Raw genomic sequence first — 20,365 nt, 5'->3', positions numbered from 1 at the left:
GGGAATGGGGCAGGCACTACACAAGTGTGACGCAGATAACGTCACATTTCTTTGACTTTATTTTCATAGATTAGGCTAAGCTTACTTCCAGTGTGCACGCGCTTTTCCGATCCGTTCATCTCTGAAAGTGGGACCCCCATGGTTTCGACTCGCCTTCAACTGAGCGCCTTGGCAGGCGTTGTCGCTCTCACTCTGGCCGGCTGTGGATCCGCAGACTCCGATGCGGCACAGGCCGAAGACTCCGCCTCCACGATCGAGGTCGAGGACAACAACGGCGCACAGATAGTGCCCTCACCTCCGAAGTCCGTCGTCGCCACCGACAACCGCACCTTCGAGACCCTCAGCGACTGGGACATCAAGCTCAGCGGCGGCGCCGTCTCCCTGATGAGCGACGACCTCGACTACACGAAGGACGAGTCGATCCTCGACCTCGGCAACCACCGTGAACCCGATCTGGAGAAAGTCGTCGAAGCCAAGCCCGACCTCATCATCAACGGTCAGCGCTTCGCCCAGTTCCACGACGATCTGGCCAAGCTCGCCCCCGAGGCGACCGTGCTCGAACTCGACCCCCGCGACGGCGAGGACTTCGACGCCGAACTGCGCCGCCAAACCGAGGTCCTCGGCGAGGTCTTCGGCAAGCAGGATGAAGCGAAGAATCTCGTCGACGACTTCGACGCCTCCATCGAACGTGCGAAAGCCGCCTACGACGACAGCGACAAGGCCATGGGCCTCATCACCTCCGCCGGCGACATCGGCTACGCCCCGCCCTCGGTCGGCCGCACCGTCGGACCCGTCTTCGACATCCTCGACCTCAACCCGGCCCTCGAAGTCGAAGGCGGCAGCGAAGACCACCAGGGCGACGACATCTCCGTCGAAGCCATCGCGAAGTCGGATCCCGACCTCATGATCGTCCTCGACCGCGACGCCTCCTTCGCCCCCGAGGACCGCGACGAAGGCTCGGCTCCGGCCGCCGAAGTCCTCGAAGACTCCGAAGCGCTCGGGGATGTGCCTGCGATCAAGGACGACAAGATCGTCTACTTCCCCGAGGACACCTACCTCAACGAAGGCATCCAGACCTACACCGAGTTCTTCAACTCCTTCGCCGACAAGCTCGAAGAACAGAAGTGATGACCCTCGCCGAGGCGGCCCGACGTCGGACCCGAACCCGACGCAACCGGGTGGATCCGTCCCAGCAGGGAACGGTGGAACCGTCGCCGAACGGGACGGCGGATTCCTCCGCACGTGGGGCCGCCTCGGCGAAGGCACCTCTTTTCGGATGGCCCCTGCTGCTGGGCATCGTCGGTGTCGCAGCGCTGCTCGCGCTTTCGCTGTTCACAGGTGTCTACGACATCTTCGGCGGTGACGGCGGGGCGCAGATGTTCCAGATCACGCGGATCCCGCGCACCATCGCCCTCGTCCTCGCCGGAGCGGCGATGGCGATGTGCGGGCTCGTCATGCAGCTGCTCACACAGAACCGCTTCGTCGAACCGACGACGACCGGCACCACCGAATGGGCGGGCCTCGGGCTCATGCTCACCGTCATCATCTACCCCGACGCCTCGATCGCGGCGCGAATGGTCGGGGCGATCATCGCCGCGTTCGTCGGCACCCTCGTCTTCTTCGTATTCCTCCGCCGCGTCTCCCTGAAATCCTCGCTCATCGTGCCCATCGTCGGCATCATGCTCGGCGCAGTCGTCGGCGCCGTCTCGACATTCATCGCGGTGCAGACGGACATGCTGCAGTCCCTGGGCATCTGGTTCGCCGGCAGCTTCACCTCGATCCTGCGCGGCCAGTACGAGACCCTGTGGATCGTCACGGCCGTCGTCGTGGCCATCTTCGTCCTCGCCGATCGGTTCACCGTGGCCGGGCTCGGCAAGGAGATCGCCACGAACGTCGGCCTCAATTACAACCAGATTCTGCTGCTGGGTACCGTGTTCGTGGCCATCGCGACGGGGGTCGTCACCGTCGTCGTCGGCAATCTGCCGTTCCTCGGCCTTATCGTGCCCAACATCGTCTCGCTGATCCGCGGCGACGACCTGCGCTCGAACCTGCCCTGGGTGTGCCTGCTCGGCATCGCGATCGTCACCGTCTGCGACCTCGTCGGCCGCATCATCGTCATGCCCTTCGAAGTGCCCGTCTCCCTCATCCTCGGCGTCGTCGGCGCGGCCGTGTTCGTGGCCCTCCTGCTGCGTCAGCGAAAGGTCGGGTGAGCCGCATGCGCGCGAAGGACGGCAGCGACCTCCCGGCAGAGACCGTCACCGAGGCGGCCCGCCGACCCGCGGAAACCGGTGCTTCCGGAACGGACCCAACGGTCACGGCCGCACGGGGCGGTCAGCCGCCTCGGCGAGGGACCGAGCGTTCGCATCATCGGTCGCGACGGCCGTCGCGGAGTTCCGGACCGCTGCCGACGACGAAGTCGGTGCGTCGCTACTGGACGATGATCATCGTGTTGGCGGTCGCCTCGGCGGGGATCGCTCTGGGCATCCTGGCCTGGGACAATCCGATGCCGATCACCGACCCGGGGTTCTGGCTGATCGCGAAGCTGCGGCTGACGAACCTCGTCGTCATCGCCATGGTGGCACTGTGCCAGTCGTTCGGCACGGTCGCTTTCCAGACGGTGACGAACAACCGGATCATCACGCCCTCGATCATGGGATTCGAGTCCCTCTACGTCGCGATCCAGACCTCGGCGATGTACTTCTTCGGAGTCACCGCGATCGTCGAACTCAAGGGACTCGTGCCTTTCGTCGTCCAGCTGGGGCTCATGGTCGGCCTGTCGCTGGCCCTGTACGGGTGGCTGCTGTCCGGGCGGCACTCGTCGGTGGCGCTCATGCTGCTCATCGGCGTCGTCATCGGCGGGGGACTGGGCTCGGTCGCGACGTTCATGCAGCGGACGCTGACGCCGAGCGAATTCGACATCCTCTCGGCCCGTCTGTTCGGGTCGATCTCGAACTCGGATTCGAGCTACCTGCCGGTCTCCATTCCGCTGTGTGTGCTCGCGTGCCTCGGGCTCTACCTGTGCTCCTCGCGGCTGAACGTGTTGGCGCTGGGCCGGGACATGACGAGCAATCTGGGGCTGAACTTCAAGGGCGAGCTGCTCAAGGTCCTCTTCTTCGTCTCCATCCTCATGGCGGTGTCCGTCTCGATGATCGGACCGATGGTCTTCCTCGGCTTCCTCGTCGCGATGCTCGCCTACCAGTTCGCCGACACCTTCGACCACAAACGCCTCTTCCCGATGGCCGCGCTCATCGGATTCGTCGTTCTCGGTGGGGCGTACTTCGTCATGAAGAACATCTTCTACGCGGAAGGGGTCGTGTCGATCATCATCGAGATCGTCGGCGGCGGCGCCTTCCTGCTCGTCATCCTGCGAAAGGGGCGCCTGTGATCACGCTCGAATCGGTCCGCAAGTCCTACAGCGACGACGTGTCGATCGGACCCGTCGATCTGCAGATCCCGGCCGGGGGAGTCACCGCGCTGGTCGGGCCCAACGGTGCCGGAAAGTCGACGCTGCTGACGATGATCGGTCGGCTGCTCGGGCTGGATGCTGGGACAATCTCGGTGGCCGGGTACGACGTGAGCTCGACGAAGTCGAAGGATTTAGCGAAGATCGTGTCCATCCTGCGGCAGGAGAACCACTTCATCACTCGGCTGACGATCCGACAGCTCGTCGGCTTCGGACGCTTCCCCCATTCGAAGGGCCGTCTGACCACTGTCGACGAGGAGGTCATCTCGCAGGCGATCGACTTCCTCGAGCTCGGCGAGTTGGAGAACCGGTTCATCGACGAGCTCTCCGGCGGACAGCGGCAACGGGCCTATGTGGCGATGGTATTGGCCCAGGACACCGACTATGTGCTTCTCGACGAACCGCTGAACAACCTCGACATGAAACGCTCGGTGCAGATGATGCAGCACCTGCGCCGAGCGGCCGCCGAGATGGGCCGAACCATCGTCATCGTCCTCCACGACATCAACTTCGCCGGCCACTACGCCGACCACATCTGCGCGGTCAAAGACGGAGCAATCGTCGAATTCGGAACACCGGACGAGATCATGACCGGCGAGGTGCTCTCCCGGGTGTTCGACACCCCCGTCGACGTCATCGACGGCCCACGCGGTCCACTGGCCGTGTACTACTGAGGCTGCTAGCTGTGTGCTGCTGATCTGCTGTTAGCGGGGACGGCTGTCCGTGTGTGAGGCCTGCCCGTGCGGTGGCTGGGGTGGCGGGGACACTTACTGAGGCTACTTTCGGGCGCTTATCGCCTTTTGACCGAATCATCGATTTCGATCCCGATGCATCGGTCAGAAGGCGATGACAGTTCGGACGAAAGTCGATGACGGATGGTGCAGAAGCCGATTACTGGGCTCGAGCTCCCGTGGACTGAGTTCTCACTTGCGCACCAGACACCGTGGAGTGCCTGCTCGTTCGGCGCCTTTCGAGACAGTCAGTGCGATCATCGGTTGCAATGGGCGAACCCATCTCAACGGTGCTCAACAGCTGAGTGTTCGCGGGGACTCCCGTGCAGTATTTCGGGGAGTCTTGTGCAGAAACGGTTCTCAGCGGCCTGTGGAGAAGAACGTGACTCGACCGTTGTGGACTTGTGGACGACGAAACGTTGTCCACAGCCCCAGCGCAAGAGGTTCTGAAGGCGGGCCGCTGATGCCGATACTCGCCAGATGAAGAATACGATCTATCGTGAAGAGCTCTCCGCCGCGGGTATCTCCTCCAAGACGATCATGGGTGCGCTGGACTGCTGCCTGATTCGTCTTTGCCGCGGGGTGTACTCGGTGATCCGCGAGTGCCAAGTGAGAGACCACAGCCGAATTGCGGCATTTATCAGAGACGCCGACTGGATCAGCTTCCACGTCGACAAATCTCCATCCGACTTGAAGCGTGATTTCCGGTACCAGACCCAGCTCCGTGCGCTGCGAATTCAGAGCTATCGCTGGTATCGGCCAGAGGATGTGATTGTCGGCAAATCGGCTGCTGTCCTCCACGGAATACCTTTGTACAAGGACGCATCGAAGGCGATCACGGTCAGACACCCGAGGAGCAATTCGCACACTGAGGAGATCATCCGGGTGCGGCGTGAGGTTCCCACAGAGGATCAGGTCCGATTCGGCCACCTAGCGGCCACCTCGGCGATCAGGACGGCCTTGGACCTCATTCGGATCTCGGGACAACGCGAAGCTTTTGCAGCACTGGAGTGGGTGCTGCGTCAGACGACGGCCGCTCAATTCCCTGGCTTCAACCCGAAGTTCGGGTATACGGAGAAGTTTCAGACCGAGGCCCGTCGAATTATCGAGACGGCATTCTATCCCGCGGTTGCCCGCATGCGGTCGGGCCAAGTCACCGCACAGCGGATGGTTGATGCGATCGGTCCGTTCTCTGAGAGTCCTGCTGAGAGCCACTGCCGATTCAACCTCATCGCCTTGCATCTGAGGGGGTTCGAACAGCAGATTGAAGTCCGAGACAGCCGGGGCTTCATAGCTCGAGTGGATTTTCTCAACGAACAGACACGAACGATCCTCGCAGTCGACGGAAGCGAGAAATATGCTCTGGTGGGGCCTTCGCTGATCCGGAAAGAAGGCGAACAGCACAACCGGCTTCTCAGCTTGGGCTATAAGGTCATCCATCTGAGTTTCGACGAAGTGCTCAGCCTCAGCGACTTTCGGGACAAGATCTTCAGACAAGCGCCGGAACTGAAGTAGATGGTCAGGAGCCCGGACGAATGATGCAGACCTCGCGCATCGATTTTTGTGCCGTTAACCATCGGGTGTTGTACGGTCGGGTATCGAGTTTTGTGCGGTGCATCGAGTTTTATCCCGATGACCTGATCAAAGAGCGATGATTCGCCGAGGAAGCCGCTGAGTTGCCACGCCGCGTTCTCGAAGTGTCCCGAGGGTGCTGGTCGGGCGTAGATGGTGAGGGCACGGAAGGCGGCTGCGCTGACAGTGTGAGGCATCTGCCACTGCGCCTTCATCACCGCTCTCACCAGCATAGACGATGCGAAACATCGGGGCGAAACGCCTCCGCAGGAACCTCCCAAGAACTCCGCAGATGAACCGCACTCGTCGGGTTTGACTGGCCCTGACCGATGGGTAAAGTAGCGATAATGAGCGCATTCTCGCGGGTGAGGGGCCGAGTTCCGGCATAGGCGATGCCGGTTGCGAATCGGGCCCGAACCACCCGGTGCGACGCAGGCATTCCACGTCATCCGAGCGAACCGGCGCTGTCCAGCCGATGTCAGTGTTTCTCAGTCTGTATGAACAAGAGCGGTTGATGATCTACACCGCCGGAAAGCTTGCGCTCGAGCGCAAAGAGCGTGGTCTCAAACTCAACCTTCCCGAGGCGACCGCGATCATCACCTCGTACCTGCTCGAAGGAGCGCGCGACGGCAAGTCCGTCGCCGACCTCATGGAATCTGGCCGCCATGTGCTGGCCAAGGACGATGTCATGGAAGGGGTTCCCGAAATGCTCACACAGGTCCAGGTGGAGGCGACGTTCCCCGACGGAACGAAGCTCGTGCCGGTGACGGGGCAGCTGCAATAATGAGCAACGAGAACGACCCCGGCGAGCAGAACGAGGACACACAGCCTCTCAACGACAACCCCTTCGGGAACGACGAGCTCCAGCCCGAGGGTCGCGACGTCGAGTCCGAACACGCCACCGACGACCCCGGCCGAAAATACGGCGAAGCCGAGACCGCCGGCATCGACGAACCCGGCATCGACGACGACCGCGAACGCCACCCATCCTCGGAGAAGAGCAGCCCGTCGAGCCCCCACCGTACCGGTTCCGGCACAGGTCAGGCGCCCAGCCAGGGACACGCTGCTTCGGTGACTTCGGCCGATCGTGTCATTCCTGGTGAGATCTTCCTCAAGGACGAACAGGTCGAGATCAACGCCGGCTTGGCCGTGACGTCCCTGCGCGTGGCCAACACCTCGGACCGTCCGATCCAGATCGGACCTCACTTCCATTTCGCCGAGGTCAATCCCGGCCTCGAGTTCGACCGTGCGGGCGCCTGAGGTAATCGCCTCAACGTGCTGTCCGGCGGCGCCATGCTCTTCGAACCCGATGCCGATGAAGAAGCCGAACTGATCCCGATCCAGGGTGCGCGCATCGCACTCGGATTCCGCGGGGAATGCAGGGGAGAGTTGATGGCTGAGATTTCACGTTCGGAATACGTCGCGTCGTTCGGACCGACGGTCAGTGACCGGGTGCGCCTAGCCGATACCGATATCGTATCGAGATCGTGAAGGATTACCATGCCGGCGGCGTCGATGTCGTCTTCGGCGGCGGCAAGTCCGCCCGGTTGCCGCACGCATCGCCTGGCTCATCAACGACCTCGCCGAGGCGGGGAAGACGCTCGTCTGGGCGACCCACGACCGCGACCTCGTCGTCGCCACCGACGTGGGCTACTCCTTCATCACGCTCTGAGTCCGCAGTTGACGCCGGGAGCGACCACATTTCGTCCAGCGCATCTAGCGCATCAGGATGCTAACAGAGGTACCGGACGAAATGTGAGCCACACCTGCACCAAATGTGATGCTGGTGTGCTCCGAATGTGGTTCGTCAGCCTCCAGCCGCAGGTCATCGAGTTCTGATCAGGGCATCGAGCTAAATCCCGATGACTGGCGCAAAAGCCGATGAGTCGTGGGACTAAACCCGATGACAGTGTCGCCGCCGCCTGATCAGTTGGCGAATCTGCGCCCACAGCCGGGCGAGCCGTCAACCAGCCGAGGAACCGGTTCCGAATGCCGGGCGAACTGTCACTCAGCCGTGGAATTTGCACTGACGGCCGGACGGATCGTCACCCAACGGTGCACTGCAAGCACGAGTGCAGTGACGAGTCCGACGATGAGCAGCCCGTCGGCGGCGATGTAGAACAGGTGCAGGGCCGAACCACCGTCGTCGACCCCGGCGAGCACGGCATCGGTGCGCTGGTTGAGCAGCGGTCGGATGACGATGACCTTGATGATGAGCACTGCGATGAGCCCGCAGGCCACACCGCGGTAGGCGAGGTCGACTCCCGACTTGAGCAGGGCCCACAGCAGGATCACGGCGATGGCCAGCTCGACCCAGTTCATCACGCCGAAAACCAGTCGCCCGATGCCCAACCCCAACGGGATCGTGATGCCCGGGGCCGTGAACTTCAGCGGCGCCTCGATGAGGGAGATGCCGATGATGAGCCCGAGCCAGACGGCGGGCAGGATGATCCGAGCGCTCGCCGCCAACCGCGAGTCATCGGTGCTGAAGAAGTGAGTCATGATCCCGATTCTACTCCTCGTAGAAAATCGTCTGCCGCGCCCGATCCGCATCCGATCCGCATCCATTCGGCCGCACCGCAGCGTCCGCCCATCCTTACCACCGCACCCGCTCTAGACTGGTGCCCATGCGTCTGTTCTCCAACGCCGTCGTGCGCACGTTCGCACCCCAGGCCGCCTCGAACACCCTTGACTCGATCGCCTCCGACCCGAGCGCATCGAACGCGGACACTCCCGCCGCGGCCCCAACCTCAACCGTCGACCTTACTCAGCCGGCCCCCGACGCGATCCTCGTCGACGGGGAGACCATCGTGGCCGTCGGCACCCGGGCCGAACTGCTCGACATCGCGGCCGCGCAGTCGTCGACGACGGCGGCGCTCGCCTCGGCGGGCGGGGTCGGTGCGACCACGGTCATCCCCGGACTCGAGATCGACGAAATCGACTGCGGCGGGCAGGTCATCCTGCCCGGTTTCGTCGACGGCCACATCCACTCGATCATGTACGCCGACTCCCTGACCGGCCTCGATCTGTCCCAGACGAAATCCCTCGCCGAGGCGGTCGCACTCATCCGCGAACGCGCCGATTCCCTCCCAGTGGGCACGTGGGTGGTCGGCTCCGGGTGGGACCTCAACAAATGGGAGGACCCGAGTTATCCGGACCGGACGCTGCTCGACGCCGAGGTTCCCGACCACCCCGTGGCGATGTGGTCACTCGATCTGCACACCCTGTGGGCCAACGCCCACGCCCTCGAGATCGCCGGCATCGACGCGTCGACCGAAGATCCCTCAGGCGGCAGCTTCGTCCGCGACGATGACGGGCAGCTCACCGGCCTCGTGCGCGAAGACGCCACCGACCTCGTCGCCCGCTTCATCCCCGAACCCAGCCGTGAGGAGCAGGTCGAACGCCTCGCCGTCACGCAGAAGCTGTTCCTGTCCCAGGGACTGACCGGCATCCACGACTTCGACGGCATCGCCTCGACGCTGGGATGGAACGACCTGCGCGAAGCCGACCGGCAGGACATGCGGGTCACGCTCTTCCTGCGCGGACCCGAAGTGCCGTGGGCGATCGAAACCGGCTGGCACACCGGCGACGGCGACGACTGGCTGCAGAGAGGCGGGCTCAAACTCTTCTCCGACGGCGCGCTCGGCTCGCACACCTCGCACATGTCCTCACCGTTCCCCGAAACCGACGGCGAGACCGAGAACTTCGGCATCGCGCAGATGACCGAGGACGAACTCTTCGAGCAGGCGCACATCGCCACCGAGGCGGGCATCTCCGTGGCCATCCACGCCATCGGCGACCAAGCGAACCACCATGTGCTCGAAGTCTTCGACCGCCTGCGCGACATCACGCGGGCTGCAGAGGAGAAGTACGACCGGCCGATGCGCCACCGCATCGAGCATGCCCAGTTCATCCAACCGACCGATGTCGCCCGGTTCGCCGAGCTCGGGGTGCTCGCATCCATGCAGCCACGCCACTGCATCTCCGACCTGCACCTGCTCCACCTCATCGACGAGTCGGCGCAGCTGGCCGCTTACGCGTGGCCGGACCTGCTCGAGGCGGGCGCGCACGTCGTATTCGGCTCCGACGGCCCCGTCGAACCGGCGAACCCCTTCGCCGCGATCTATGCGGCGATGACCAGGGCGAACATCTCCGGCGAGGCGTCCACGACGTTCCAGCCGCACCGTCGTCTGAGCGCAGTCGAGGCCATCCGCCTGCACACTCAGGGCCCGGCTTTCGCCGCCGGCCTCGAGGACCGACGCGGATATCTGGCCCCGGGAATGGACGCCGATTTCATCCTCGTCGACACCGATCCGTGCGCCGCCGAAGGGCTGAGCAGCGACGCCCTCAACACCGAGGTGACCGCACAGTCGAGCGACCTGAACGGCTCGCGCACGCCGACCGACGGCCTCCTCGGCTACGATTCCGAAGAAGCCCTCTTCGCCCACGCCGAGGCGATCCGCGACACCCGAGTCGCGCTCACCGTCGTCGGCGGCGAAATCAAATACCGGGCCTGACCTCGCCGAGGCGGCGCGACCGTCCCGCTGAAACGTCCCCGCAGGGACGCGGAAATCCCGTGAGATGTCCCCGCGGGGACGCGAACCCACCGAACGACGACGGCCCGACGTCCCCGCAGGGATGTCGGGCCGTTGTGAACGCTGCTCATCCTCGGCGAGGCACCGGAACGGATGTCCTTTCGCCTTGGCGAGGTTCGACGCAGACGTCGGGCCGCCTCGGCGAGGCGAGCAGCCGACTCAGATGTGGCGGCCGCCGGAGATCTCGGTGACGGTGCCGGTGAGGTAGCTCGAGAGCCCCGAGGCGAGGAAGAGCACAACCGAGGCGACTTCTTCGGGTTCGCCTGCCCGGCCGAGCGGGATGTCGGCGAGCTTCGAATCGATCGCGTGCTGCGGCATGGCTGCGGTCATCGCCGTGTTGATGAAGCCGGGCTGGATCGCGTTGATGCGGATGTTCTTGAACGCGACCTCCTTCGACACGGCCTTCGTCATGCCAACGATGCCCGCCTTCGCCGCGGAGTAGTTCGACTGTCCGGGATTGCCGACCTTGCCGCTGATCGAGGACACATTGATGATCGAGCCGCCGCGGTCCTGTTCGCGCATGAGTGTGGTGGCCACCTTGAGCCCGTTCCACGTGCCCCGCAGGTGCACGGAGATGACATCGTCGAACTGCTGCTCGGTCATCTTCCGGATCGTCGCATCACGGGTGATGCCGGCGTTGTTGACCCAGATGTCGACACCGCCGAACGCCTTGGCGGCCTCCTCGGCGAGCTTCTCGACGGCTGCGAGGTCGGAGACGTTGCACACGACACCGGCTGCGATGTCTTCGCCGCCGAGCTCGGCCACGGCCGACTGCAGGCTCTCCTCGTTCATATCGGCGACGACGACCTTGGCTCCGGAGTCGACGAGGCTGCGCGCCATCGCCAGGCCCAGTCCCTGCCCGCCGCCGGTGACGACGGCGACCTTGCCGGCCAGCAGGCCGGGAATCGCGGTGACTCCGCCGGTCTCGGTGACGGTGATGCCGGTGTTCGCGGTCGTGGATTCGTTCATGTGATGCCTTTCGTTGGGGTGTGACCAAGCGGAGCCGGACCTCGCCGAGGCGGCCCGCCGTTGCGCTTATGCGTGCAGAATGATGGTGCCGAACTCAGAGGTTGAACTGGGGCTTGTGCGCGCCACCCAGCAGCTGTTTGGCGACGACGACGCGCTGGACTTCGGAGGTGCCTTCGTAGATGCGGAAGAGGCGGGCGTGACGGTAGAAGCGTTCGACCGCGGATTCGCGCATGTAGCCCATGCCGCCCTGGATCTGCACGCCCTTGTCGGCGATGCGGGCCAGCGCTTCGGAGGCGAAGAGCTTCGCCGAGGAGGGGCCGAGCTTGCGGTCGGTCTCTGCGTCCCAGCGCTGCGCGGCGGAGAGGACGAGCGCTTTGGCGGCGGCCACCTCAGTGTAGATATCGGCGAGCATCGCCTGGACGAGTTGGAAGCGGGCGATCGGCTCGCCGCCCTGTTTCGCGTCGGCGGCGAAGCGCACCGACTCGTCGAGGATGCGGATCGACTGGCCGACGCAGATCGCCGCGATGTGCAGTCGTCCCTTGTTGAGCGAGGCCATGGCCGCGTAGAAGCCCTTCTCCTCCTCGCCGCCGATGAGGTTGGCGGCGGGCACGCGGACGTCGTCGAAGAAGATCTCCGAGGTCCATGCGCCGGCCTGGCCCATCTTGTGGTCGTGCGGTCCGACGGTCACGCCCTCGGACTTCGTGGGCACGAGGAAGACTGAGATGCCCTTCGACCCGGTGGCGTTCGGGTCGGTGCGGGCGAAGACCATGAGGACGTCGGAGGCCTCGGCATTGGTGATGAACCGCTTGGAGCCGTTGATGACGTAGTCATCGCCAACGCGTTCGGCCTTCGTCCGCAGGCCCGAGGGGTCGGAACCGGCCTCGGATTCGGTCAGCGCAAAGGAGGCGACGACCTCTCCGGAGGCCAGGCGGGGCAGCCATTCGGACTTCTGCTCGTCGGTGCCGTAGTTGACGAGCACCTGTCCGGCGATGCCGTTGTTCGTGCCGAACAGGGACCGGAACGCGGGGGTGGTGTAGCCGAGCTCCATGGCCAGGAGTGCATCCTGTTCGGCATTGAGGCCGAGGCCGCCGTATTCCTCGGGCAGGGCCCAGCCGAAGAGTCCCATTTCGGCGGATTCCTTGATGATGCCTTCTGGGAAGGCGTCCTCGTCCTCGACCTGGGTCTCGAGGGGGACGACCTTCTCGCGGACGAATTCGCGGACGGCAGTGAGGATGTCGTCGAGTTCTGAGTTGTCCATTGTTGTGTCTCCTTCAGATGGATGCTGTGCAGAAGTCTGCGTGCAAGTGTCGGGATTGCGGTTCGGTCGGGATGAGTCCGAAACGGTGCGATCTAGAGGCTGTCGAGCCAGGCGCGGACCTGATCGGAGTCAGCTCCGTGTTCTGGGGGAGCGAGGTCGTAGGAGACCTGCGACTTCGACAGGGTGATCGGGTTGCGGACCGTCGGGATGACGCGTTCGCCCGTGCCGGTGTCCACGACCGGTTCCAAGCCGAGACTCTTGGCGTGTTCGACGCCTTCGGCGATCGTGTTGATCGGGGCGCAGGCCAGGCCAGCGGCCGAGAGCTTGTCGAACCAAACTTGCGCGGTGTGAGCCTGGAGGGCCTCGAGAAGTTCGGGCTCCAGGGCGTCGCGGTTGGCGTTGCGGTTCTTCGCCTGGGCGAATCGTTCGTCGTCGCACCAATCGGGGCGGCCCACCACCTCGGCGAGGATCCGGAACTGGCCGTCATTGGCCGCGGCGATGATGATCTCCCCGGACTTCGCGGCCATCGGCTGATAGGGGTAGAGGCTCGGGTGGGCGTTGCCCATCCGCGTCGGATTCACTCCTGCGGCCGCGTAGGCGCCGGACTGATTGGCTAGGCCGGACATCGCCGAGGACATGAGGTTGGTTTCGACGAGCTGGCCCTCGCCGGTGAGCGTGCGGTGCTGGATCGCGGCGAGGACGCCGATCGTGGTGTGCAGACCGGTCATGACGTCGAAGACGGCGACGCCGGCGCGGTACGGCGAGCCGTCGGGGCTGCCGGTGACCGACATGAAGCCGGACAGCGCCTGCATGAGGAGGTCGTATCCGGGCAGCGGGTTCTGCGGCCCGAAGCCGGTCACCGAAGCATAGATGACCGTCGGGTTGGCAGCGGAGACGCTGTCGTAGTCGAGTCCGTACTTCGCCAACCCGCCCGGTTTGAAGTTCTCGACGACGATATCGGCTTCGGCCGCGAGCTTCTGTGCGGTGGCGAGGTCATCGGGGTCGGTGAAGTCGAGGACGATGTCGTATTTGTTGCGGTTGATCGACAGATAGTAGGTGGCATCCTCGTTGCGCACCGGTGGTGCCCAGTGTCGGGTGTCATCGCCTTTGGGGCCTTCGACCTTGATGACGGTGGCGCCGAGGTCGGCGAGCATCATCGTCGAGTACGGTCCGGCCAGCACGCGGGAGAAGTCGACGACGATCTGTCCCGACAAGGGACCCGAGCCGGCGCGGGGGAGGAACTCCTCGAGGCGGTCGTGGGCAGGCGACCGATGGTCGTCATGCTCGGAGCCGCTGTCGTGGTGCTCAGAAGTGGTCGACTGCTTCATCGTCGAATGTCTTCCTCTCGTCGGGCCGGCGGCGCTGCTGTGTGCTGACAGTGCTGTCGAGCTCGGCATTCTGGGCCCGTGCTTGAGCGGCGGGCGCGTGGTCCGTCCCACTATATAACAGGATCAGCAATAATGTACATGGATTATTATCGGAACAGGTATTGGCTGGGATGTCGGTCGGGGCAACGGCAGAGGCTCCAGCGCGGATTCGAAAGAGGAGCAGTCGATGGAGATTCAGCAGGTCAAAGCGTTCCTCGCAGTCGCCGAAGAGCTGCACTTCGGTCGTGCGGCCGAACGGCTCGGAATGCTGCAGCCGCCGCTCAGCCGCACGATCCGCGCGCTCGAGGACCACCTCGGCGTCGATCTGTTCCGACGCACGACCCGCAATGTGGCGCTGACCGCAGCGGGAGAGGCGCTGGTGGAGCCGGCGCGGAAGATGATCGAGTACCGAACCTTGGCCGCCGAGGCGGTGCGCCGGGCCGCCGATGGGCAGACCGGACACATCGAATTCGGATTCGCCCACTCGTCATCGCGCAGACTGGCCGCGGCGCTCGTGACTGCATCCACCGCGCACAGGCCGGGGGTCAGCTTCGGGCTCCACTCCGATGTCTACGCCGAGGAGGGGATCACCCGCCTCGTCGACGGCTCGCTCGACCTCGCGCTTGTGAGGTGGGCGAAGCAGCCACCCGGGGTCACAGGTCGGCCGGTGATGGTCGAGCGTCTCTCGGCAGCCCTGCCGGTGGGTCATCGTCTGGCGGGACGCGCCTCGGTGCGGGTGGACGAGCTTGCCGACGAGGATTTCATCGCTCTTCCCGAGCATCCTTCCTCGACGTTGCGGGAGGCGACGCTGCGTCTGTGCCACGAAGCGGGGTTCGCACCGCGCGTCGTTCAGAGCGCGCCGGATTCGCAGACGATCGGAGCTCTGGTCGCGGCCGGCCTCGGCATCTCGATCACCTTCGACTCGGTGTCCGCCGCCACCCGTGAGGTCGGCACCGTGGCCGTGCCCCTCGATATCCCCGAGGAGCCCACGATGCTCTACCTCGCCCACCGCACCGACCACGGAAAGGCCTCCGTGGAAGCGGTGCTCACCCTCGCCGAGGAGGTCCTGCCGACCGTTGGATGATGGCGGTGGCGGGCCGGTTCACAGCTGCTCGTTCCAGGTGTCGAGGCGGTGGCGGAGATCCTCGGCGGTCATGTCGGTGAGGCCGATCCCGTGGTAGTTCGGCAGCCAGGTCTCGACGCGATCATGGGCACGTGCCGCAGCTTGGACGTCCCATGCGCGGATGTCATGGATGCGGCGGCCGAGGAGTCGTTCGTACTCGTCGAGAAAGTCGGCGGCCGCCTCGGGGGAACCGAGCAGCACGAGATCCTGACGGCACCAAGCGAGGTCGACTCCGCGAGGTCCGCGGCTCGCGCCCGACCAGTCGACGACTCCGGTGAGGCGCCCGCCCGTCCACAAGGCATTGCCTGCCCAGAAATCCGTGTGCGTGAGGACCTCTTCGTCGCGGTCGAGGTTCGCCCACTCCCGCTGGGCGCGAATTGCGATGGCAGAGTCTCCTGGCGGCGGGGACTGCGGAGTCTGAGGCAGACCGGTACCGTCGAGTTCGTGGACGCGCACCAGTGCCGCGGCCATCTCGCGGGCGATGGTGGTCAGAGGCGTCGCCGGATCCGGTGCTGAGCCCGAGACGCGGGTCGTGACGATGACCGGGTCGTTGGTGTCGGCGCTGTGGGCGATGAGGCGGGGGACGAGATCGCCGAGCGGTCTCAGCCGATCGAGCACTGCGGCCTCTTTGATCGCCGCATCATGGCCGGCGGGGAATGCGCGGACGACGAGCTCCGCGTCTCCGTCGCGGGCTGCTATGGTCAGCGCGTGCTGACCGCCGGCAAGGGTCTCGATGAATCTCAGCTCCCGGCCGATCAGCGCCGAAGCTGTCGTGAGGGCGCGTGCGCGGCGGCTTCGCTCGGCCGTCCTGAGCTGTCTCTTCAGCCCTTCGGCATAGCGCCGGGCCATCAACTCCTGGGCCGCCACGGTCACCGGAGCGCCCAGACGGAGGAGAGGATGTGCTGGGACGGAATCGGCGCTGATGGTCACGCCGAGGCGGCCGTCAGTGCCGATGGATACGAGGAAAGTCTCCTCACCGTTCTCGAGGTGGCCCGGCAGGGTGCGATAGGTGAAACCGGCGCGATCCTTCTCATCGAACACCCGTGTGACGACGCACGAACCCACGGGCACGAGCAAATCGCGACCGCGCAGCCGCCTCGGCGAGGTCGGCCAAACTGGATTGAGTTCCAGGCTGACGATCTGACCTTCGGTCACTCGGCGAGCGGGGTGGACGACGACGCCGGCGAGTTCCTGCAGCGTCCAGGAGAAGATCGCTTCTCGGGCGAGCGGGAACTGGTCGCCCGAGCCGAGGTCGAGATGGAACTCGAGATGATTCATGACTCCATTCTCGTCCAGTTCTCTCGTTCGATGGCCGTAGTCCTTGTCATCTTCGAACGGCTATGCCTACGATGAGAAGCGAACGCTGAACGAACGCTCGCTTCAAGGCGTTTTGCGAGGTCAGCGCCGAACGCTCACGTCACCGCACGAACACTGGAGTTCATCTATGTCAGACAGCACCTCAGCCACTCAGTCGGCAGCCACCTCGGCGGCTCCGAAATCCGGTCGTCGTTTCGAAGGCCAGGTTGCCGTCATCACCGGTGCCAGTCGCGGCATCGGTCTCGGAATCGCTCGGCGGCTCAACGCGGAGGGCGCCACCGTCGTCCTCACCGCGCGCAAGCCCGAAGCGCTGGGCGAGGCGGTCGCGGAGTTCCCCGAAGGCACGGCGCTCGCCATCGCCGGCAAGGCCGACGACCCGGCTCACAGGGCAGAGGTGTTCGATACGGTCGCTGAGAAGTTCGGTCGCCTCGATGTGCTCGTGGCCAACGCCGGAATCAACCCGGTCTACGGCCCGCTCGTCGATATGGAGCTCGACGCTGCGCGGAAGATCTTCGACGTCAACGTCCTCGGCACGCTGGCCTGGGTGCAGGACGCCGTCCACCATGAGGGCCTGAACTTCCGCGAGAACAAGGGCCGCGTCGTCACCCTGTCGTCGGTCGCCGGCCAGATTCCGAGCGAAGGCATCGGCTTCTACGGCATTTCGAAGGCGGCGGTCTCGCATCTGACGAAGACGCTCGCCGTGGAGCTCGGACCCGATATCCGCGTCAACGCCGTCGCTCCGGCAGTAGTCAAAACGAAGTTCGCCACCGCGCTCTACGAAGGCAGGGAAGAGGAGGTCGCCTCCGCGTACCCGGTCAAGCGCCTCGGCACTCCCGAGGACATTGCCGGTGCCGTCGCCTATCTGGCCTCAGAGGACGCCGACTGGATCACCGCTCAGGTGCTCACCGCCGATGGGGGAGTCGTCACCGCCGGCGGCAGCGCTTGAAACTGAGGCTGAGCCCGCGGCTGAACATCGGTTGCCGGTAGCCGGCAGCCCGAATCTAGGTCGCCATCGGACATCTGCACCTGAATCTAGGTCGCCATCGGATACTTCTCTTGACGGAAAGTATCCGATGGCGACCTAAGTTCTTTGCGGCGCCGTTCTGAGGCGCATTGTTGGGTCGATCCACGGTGTTTCAGGCGTGGAAACCACCGTGGATCGACCCAACAATCCAATGTGGGCAGGGTTCGCGGAACGTCTCGCGAGCAGCCTGCCGCTATTTCGCGGGCAACTTGTGGCCGGGCGACCGTTACTTCACCGGGTCGCCAGGCACCACCCTTACTTCACCGGAAGGCCGGCGGCGTGCGCGCAGATCTCGCCGTAGCGTTCGGCCACGCCAGCCGGGTCGAGTTCGCCGCCCGCCCGGTACCACTGCGAGACGCCTGTGCAGATCGTCGTGATCGCACGCGAGGCGTCCCGCGGGAATTCCGTGGTGAAGCTGCCGTCGGCAACGCACTCCTCGACCACCTCGTCGAGGAGTTTCTGCTGTCGGTCACGAGCGGCGATATGAGCATCCCGGTGATGATCTTTCAGCGCTCGGATCTCGCTGAATGCGATGAAGGCGAGTTCGGACTGGTGCGCGTGGAAGAGCAGCAGGCATTCGATGAGTCGGTCGAAGCGTGCGGTCGGCTCCTGCCCGCCGTCGGCGAGTGCCGCGACGCTGCGCTGCCACAGATCCTCCATCGCCAGACGGTCGATCTCGGCGAGGATCGCATGCTTCGAAGCGAAGTGGTGATAGAGGCCGGGCACTGACAGTCCGGCCGCGCCGGCCAGCTGCCGGATGCTCGTGCCGTGGAAGCCGCCCGTGACGAAGCTGTTGAGAGCGGACTGGAGGATCGGCGAGAGCAGCGGGGCGTCGTAGTCCCGCCAGTCGGTCGAAGGTGCATTGCTCACGAGTTGTCCCTGCCTGCTCCGTCTCACTGTCTTCTCATCCCTAATCTACGGCCATTCGTGCCCCGCGGTTTCATTTGACCCCCGAAGTGTCCCTCCATCTCTGAGCTCGATCGCTGAGCTGCCTGAGCGGTCGACAGTCATGCCTGGCCGTCCTTGCGCCCGGCCATCGTGTGACATACGATACAGAACTAACCGAGCGAGCGCTCGGTCGGCCGAAACGGAGATGTTCCGGTCACGATATGACGAAGGGCGACAGTCAGATGACAGCCGACAGCACTTCCACCACCACGCAGCATGTGTGGACGCGGCTCTACCCCGCCGGAGTCGGTGAGACGCCGGAGATCCACGACGCATCCACGGCCCATGCGTGGAATGCCCGCGTCGAGGCGGCCCCAAGTCAGATCGCCGTGACCTACCGTGGCCGCAGGTTCACCACCGCCGACATCGACCGTGAAGCCGAGGCGCTCGCCGCCGGGTTCCTCTCCCGCGGCCTGCAGAAGTCGAACATCGTCGGCGTCTACCTCCAGAACGTCCCGCAGTTCGCCGTGGCGCTGCTCGCGGCCTGGAAGATCGGCGTCGTCCCCCTCGTCCTCAACCCCATGTACCGCGGACGCGAACTGCGCGCGCTCATCGACGATTCGGCCGCCTCGGCGATCATCTGCGACGAAGCAGACCTCGGCCAGGTCCGCGAGACCCTCGCCGGCGGATCCCTGACCTGGGTGCTCACCACCGATGACGACGAATACGACCGCGACCCTGGCGACCTCGTGGTCGACGCCCAGACCACTGCCTCCCGTGAGTCAGGAACCACCCCCGCCGAGGCGACCCCCGCCGAGTCCGGGATCGCCGTCGATTCGTGGGGTCCCTTTCTCGCCTCCCAGCGCACCAACGCGCCCGACCACCGCACCGAACTGCTGCCGGGCCTCGACGACGCCGCCCTGCTCACCTACACATCAGGCACTACCGGACCGGCCAAAGGCGCCGTCGGCACCCACCGCAATGTGCTCGCCGTGGCCCGGTCATACGGAGCGTGGCTGAACCTCGGCGAAGGCGACGTCATGCTCGCCATCGCCCCGCTCTTCCACATCACCGGAGCCGTCGCCTGCGCGGCGACCTCGCTGATCTTCCCGATCACGCTCGACTTCATCGGCCGCGTCAACGCGGACAAGATCGTCACCGCCATCCGTGATGACAAGGTCACCGTGACCATCGGCTCGATCACCGTCTACAACGCCCTGCTCGAACACGAATCGGCCACAGCCGAGGACCTGCAGAGCATCCGGTTCCTCTACTCGGGAGGCGCGCCCGTGCCGCCGGCCACGGTCGAGCGATTCCGGAACCGGTTCGGCCACTACATCCACAACATCTACGGGATGACCGAAACCGCTTCCGCGGTCATCGGAGTCCCGCCGAACACGGAGGCGCCCGTCGACCCGGCCACGGACACCCTGGCCATCGGCGTGCCGTTCCCCGGACTCGAAGCCCGCATCGTCGACATCGCCGACGGAACCGTCGTCACCCATTCCACCGCCGGTGAACTCGAGCTGCGTGGGCCTCAGATCACGCCCGGCTACCTCGGCAAGCCCGAAGCCAACGAGGCGGCCTTCGACGAGGGCTGGTTGCGCACCGGCGACGTCGGCGTTATGGATGATGCCGGGTGGATCTATCTCGTCGATCGGATCAAGGACCAGATCAACGCCTCCGGCTACAAGGTGTGGCCGCGCGAGGTCGAAGACGTCCTCTACGAGCACCCCGCCGTGCTCGAAGCCGCCGTCGTCGGCCAGCCCGACGACTACCGCGGCGAGACCGTCGTCGCCTACGTCTCCCTGCGTGCCGGACAGACCGCCGGCGCCGAGGAACTCATCGCCTTCGCTAAGGAACGCCTCGCAGCGTACAAGTACCCGCGCACCGTCCACGTTATGTCAGACCTGCCGAAGACGCACACCGGAAAGATCCAACGCAGGCTGCTGCGAGACTCCGGCCGCGAGACGACCGCCGAGAACTGACGATCGTGCCGTCACCGAGGCGGCCCTACCGAGGACAGGCACAGTCCCTGACCGGCCCCATAGACAGAGA

17 protein-coding genes and 1 pseudogene are annotated in these 20,365 nt (G+C 64.9%); 12 read left to right on the top strand and 6 right to left on the bottom strand.

Going from position 1 to position 20,365, the window contains the following annotated elements; translation table 11 throughout:
* Window positions 1–138 precede the first annotated feature (138 nt).
* The 8 genes and pseudogenes from BEP01S_RS01065 (at window position 139) to BEP01S_RS17295 (ending at window position 7,257) form a co-directional block, all read left to right on the top strand.
* Window positions 139–1,128: a siderophore ABC transporter substrate-binding protein gene (locus BEP01S_RS01065; protein WP_062239572.1), complete on the top strand. Its 990-nt coding sequence runs from the start codon at window positions 139–141 to the stop codon at window positions 1,126–1,128.
* The gene (locus tag BEP01S_RS01060; RefSeq protein WP_083532426.1) at window positions 1,128–2,210 is read left to right on the top strand and encodes an ABC transporter permease; all 1,083 of its coding nucleotides are present in this window, start codon (window positions 1,128–1,130) and stop codon (window positions 2,208–2,210) included. The genes BEP01S_RS01065 and BEP01S_RS01060 overlap by 1 nt, the downstream gene beginning before the upstream one ends.
* 5 nt (window positions 2,211–2,215) lie before the next feature.
* Window positions 2,216–3,385, top strand: coding sequence for an iron chelate uptake ABC transporter family permease subunit (locus BEP01S_RS01055; protein WP_083532425.1), 1,170 nt, complete (start codon window positions 2,216–2,218; stop codon window positions 3,383–3,385).
* A complete protein-coding gene (locus BEP01S_RS01050; RefSeq protein ID WP_062239569.1) occupies window positions 3,382–4,137 on the top strand; it encodes an iron ABC transporter ATP-binding protein in 756 nt (251 codons plus the stop codon). Before BEP01S_RS01055 ends, BEP01S_RS01050 begins: the two co-directional genes overlap by 4 nt.
* A gap of 537 nt (window positions 4,138–4,674) precedes the next feature.
* Entirely contained in the window at window positions 4,675–5,709 is a 1,035-nt protein-coding gene (locus tag BEP01S_RS01045) for an RAP domain-containing protein (RefSeq protein ID WP_062239566.1), read from the top strand.
* 538 nt (window positions 5,710–6,247) lie between these two features.
* Window positions 6,248–6,550, top strand: a complete 303-nt coding sequence (locus BEP01S_RS01040; RefSeq protein WP_062239860.1) for an urease subunit gamma — start codon at window positions 6,248–6,250, stop codon at window positions 6,548–6,550.
* A pseudogene (gene ureB, locus BEP01S_RS17045) lies at window positions 6,550–7,140 on the top strand (urease subunit beta); the annotation flags it as partial. The gene BEP01S_RS01040 and the pseudogene ureB, both read left to right, overlap by 1 nt.
* Before the next feature lie 18 nt (window positions 7,141–7,158).
* On the top strand, window positions 7,159–7,257 hold the full coding sequence (locus tag BEP01S_RS17295; RefSeq protein WP_373277889.1) for a hypothetical protein: 99 nt from the start codon (window positions 7,159–7,161) through the stop codon (window positions 7,255–7,257).
* Between the two features lie 513 nt (window positions 7,258–7,770).
* Here the strand turns inward: BEP01S_RS17295 and BEP01S_RS01030 are convergent.
* Window positions 7,771–8,268 carry a hypothetical protein gene (locus BEP01S_RS01030; RefSeq protein ID WP_062239561.1) on the bottom strand — a complete coding sequence of 166 codons (498 nt, stop codon included), beginning with the start codon at window positions 8,266–8,268 and terminating at the stop codon, window positions 7,771–7,773.
* A gap of 125 nt (window positions 8,269–8,393) precedes the next feature.
* Between BEP01S_RS01030 and BEP01S_RS01025 the strand changes: the two genes are divergently transcribed.
* Window positions 8,394–10,283: an amidohydrolase gene (locus tag BEP01S_RS01025; RefSeq protein WP_083532424.1), complete on the top strand. Its 1,890-nt coding sequence runs from the start codon at window positions 8,394–8,396 to the stop codon at window positions 10,281–10,283.
* Between the two features lie 237 nt (window positions 10,284–10,520).
* Here the strand turns inward: BEP01S_RS01025 and fabG are convergent, their stop codons facing one another.
* The 3 genes from fabG to BEP01S_RS01010 form a co-directional block, all read right to left on the bottom strand.
* Entirely contained in the window at window positions 10,521–11,330 is an 810-nt protein-coding gene (gene fabG, locus BEP01S_RS01020; protein ID WP_083532423.1) for a 3-oxoacyl-ACP reductase FabG, read from the bottom strand.
* 94 nt (window positions 11,331–11,424) lie between these two features.
* Window positions 11,425–12,588 (bottom strand): acyl-CoA dehydrogenase family protein, encoded by a 1,164-nt coding sequence (locus BEP01S_RS01015; RefSeq protein WP_062239558.1) that lies wholly within the window; start codon window positions 12,586–12,588, stop codon window positions 11,425–11,427.
* A 92-nt stretch (window positions 12,589–12,680) separates the two neighbouring features.
* The gene (locus BEP01S_RS01010) at window positions 12,681–13,916 is read right to left on the bottom strand and encodes a CaiB/BaiF CoA transferase family protein (protein WP_083532422.1); all 1,236 of its coding nucleotides are present in this window, start codon (window positions 13,914–13,916) and stop codon (window positions 12,681–12,683) included.
* 226 nt (window positions 13,917–14,142) lie between these two features.
* Between BEP01S_RS01010 and BEP01S_RS01005 the strand changes: the two genes are divergently transcribed.
* Window positions 14,143–15,039, top strand: a complete 897-nt coding sequence (locus tag BEP01S_RS01005) for a LysR substrate-binding domain-containing protein (protein ID WP_062239555.1) — start codon at window positions 14,143–14,145, stop codon at window positions 15,037–15,039.
* Window positions 15,040–15,057: 18 nt separating this feature from the next.
* Here the strand turns inward: BEP01S_RS01005 and BEP01S_RS16465 are convergent, their stop codons facing one another.
* On the bottom strand, window positions 15,058–16,356 hold the full coding sequence (locus BEP01S_RS16465; protein WP_083532421.1) for a DUF1990 family protein: 1,299 nt from the start codon (window positions 16,354–16,356) through the stop codon (window positions 15,058–15,060).
* A gap of 166 nt (window positions 16,357–16,522) precedes the next feature.
* Here BEP01S_RS16465 and BEP01S_RS00995 point away from each other — a divergent pair, with 166 nt between their 5' ends.
* A complete protein-coding gene (locus BEP01S_RS00995; protein ID WP_062239552.1) occupies window positions 16,523–17,341 on the top strand; it encodes an SDR family oxidoreductase in 819 nt (272 codons plus the stop codon).
* 333 nt (window positions 17,342–17,674) lie between these two features.
* Here BEP01S_RS00995 and BEP01S_RS00990 read toward each other — a convergent pair whose 3' ends face one another.
* On the bottom strand, window positions 17,675–18,289 hold the full coding sequence (locus BEP01S_RS00990) for a TetR/AcrR family transcriptional regulator (protein ID WP_062239551.1): 615 nt from the start codon (window positions 18,287–18,289) through the stop codon (window positions 17,675–17,677).
* 260 nt (window positions 18,290–18,549) lie between these two features.
* On the opposite strand from BEP01S_RS00990, the gene BEP01S_RS00985 reads away from it, so the two are divergent.
* Window positions 18,550–20,295 (top strand): class I adenylate-forming enzyme family protein, encoded by a 1,746-nt coding sequence (locus BEP01S_RS00985; protein ID WP_062239845.1) that lies wholly within the window; start codon window positions 18,550–18,552, stop codon window positions 20,293–20,295.
* Window positions 20,296–20,365: the final 70 nt, after the last annotated feature.

The sequence above is a fragment of the Brevibacterium epidermidis NBRC 14811 genome (genome assembly GCF_001570805.1).
Taxonomy (GTDB): domain Bacteria; phylum Actinomycetota; class Actinomycetes; order Actinomycetales; family Brevibacteriaceae; genus Brevibacterium; species Brevibacterium epidermidis.
This window is presented reverse-complemented; position numbering and strand designations above follow the sequence as displayed.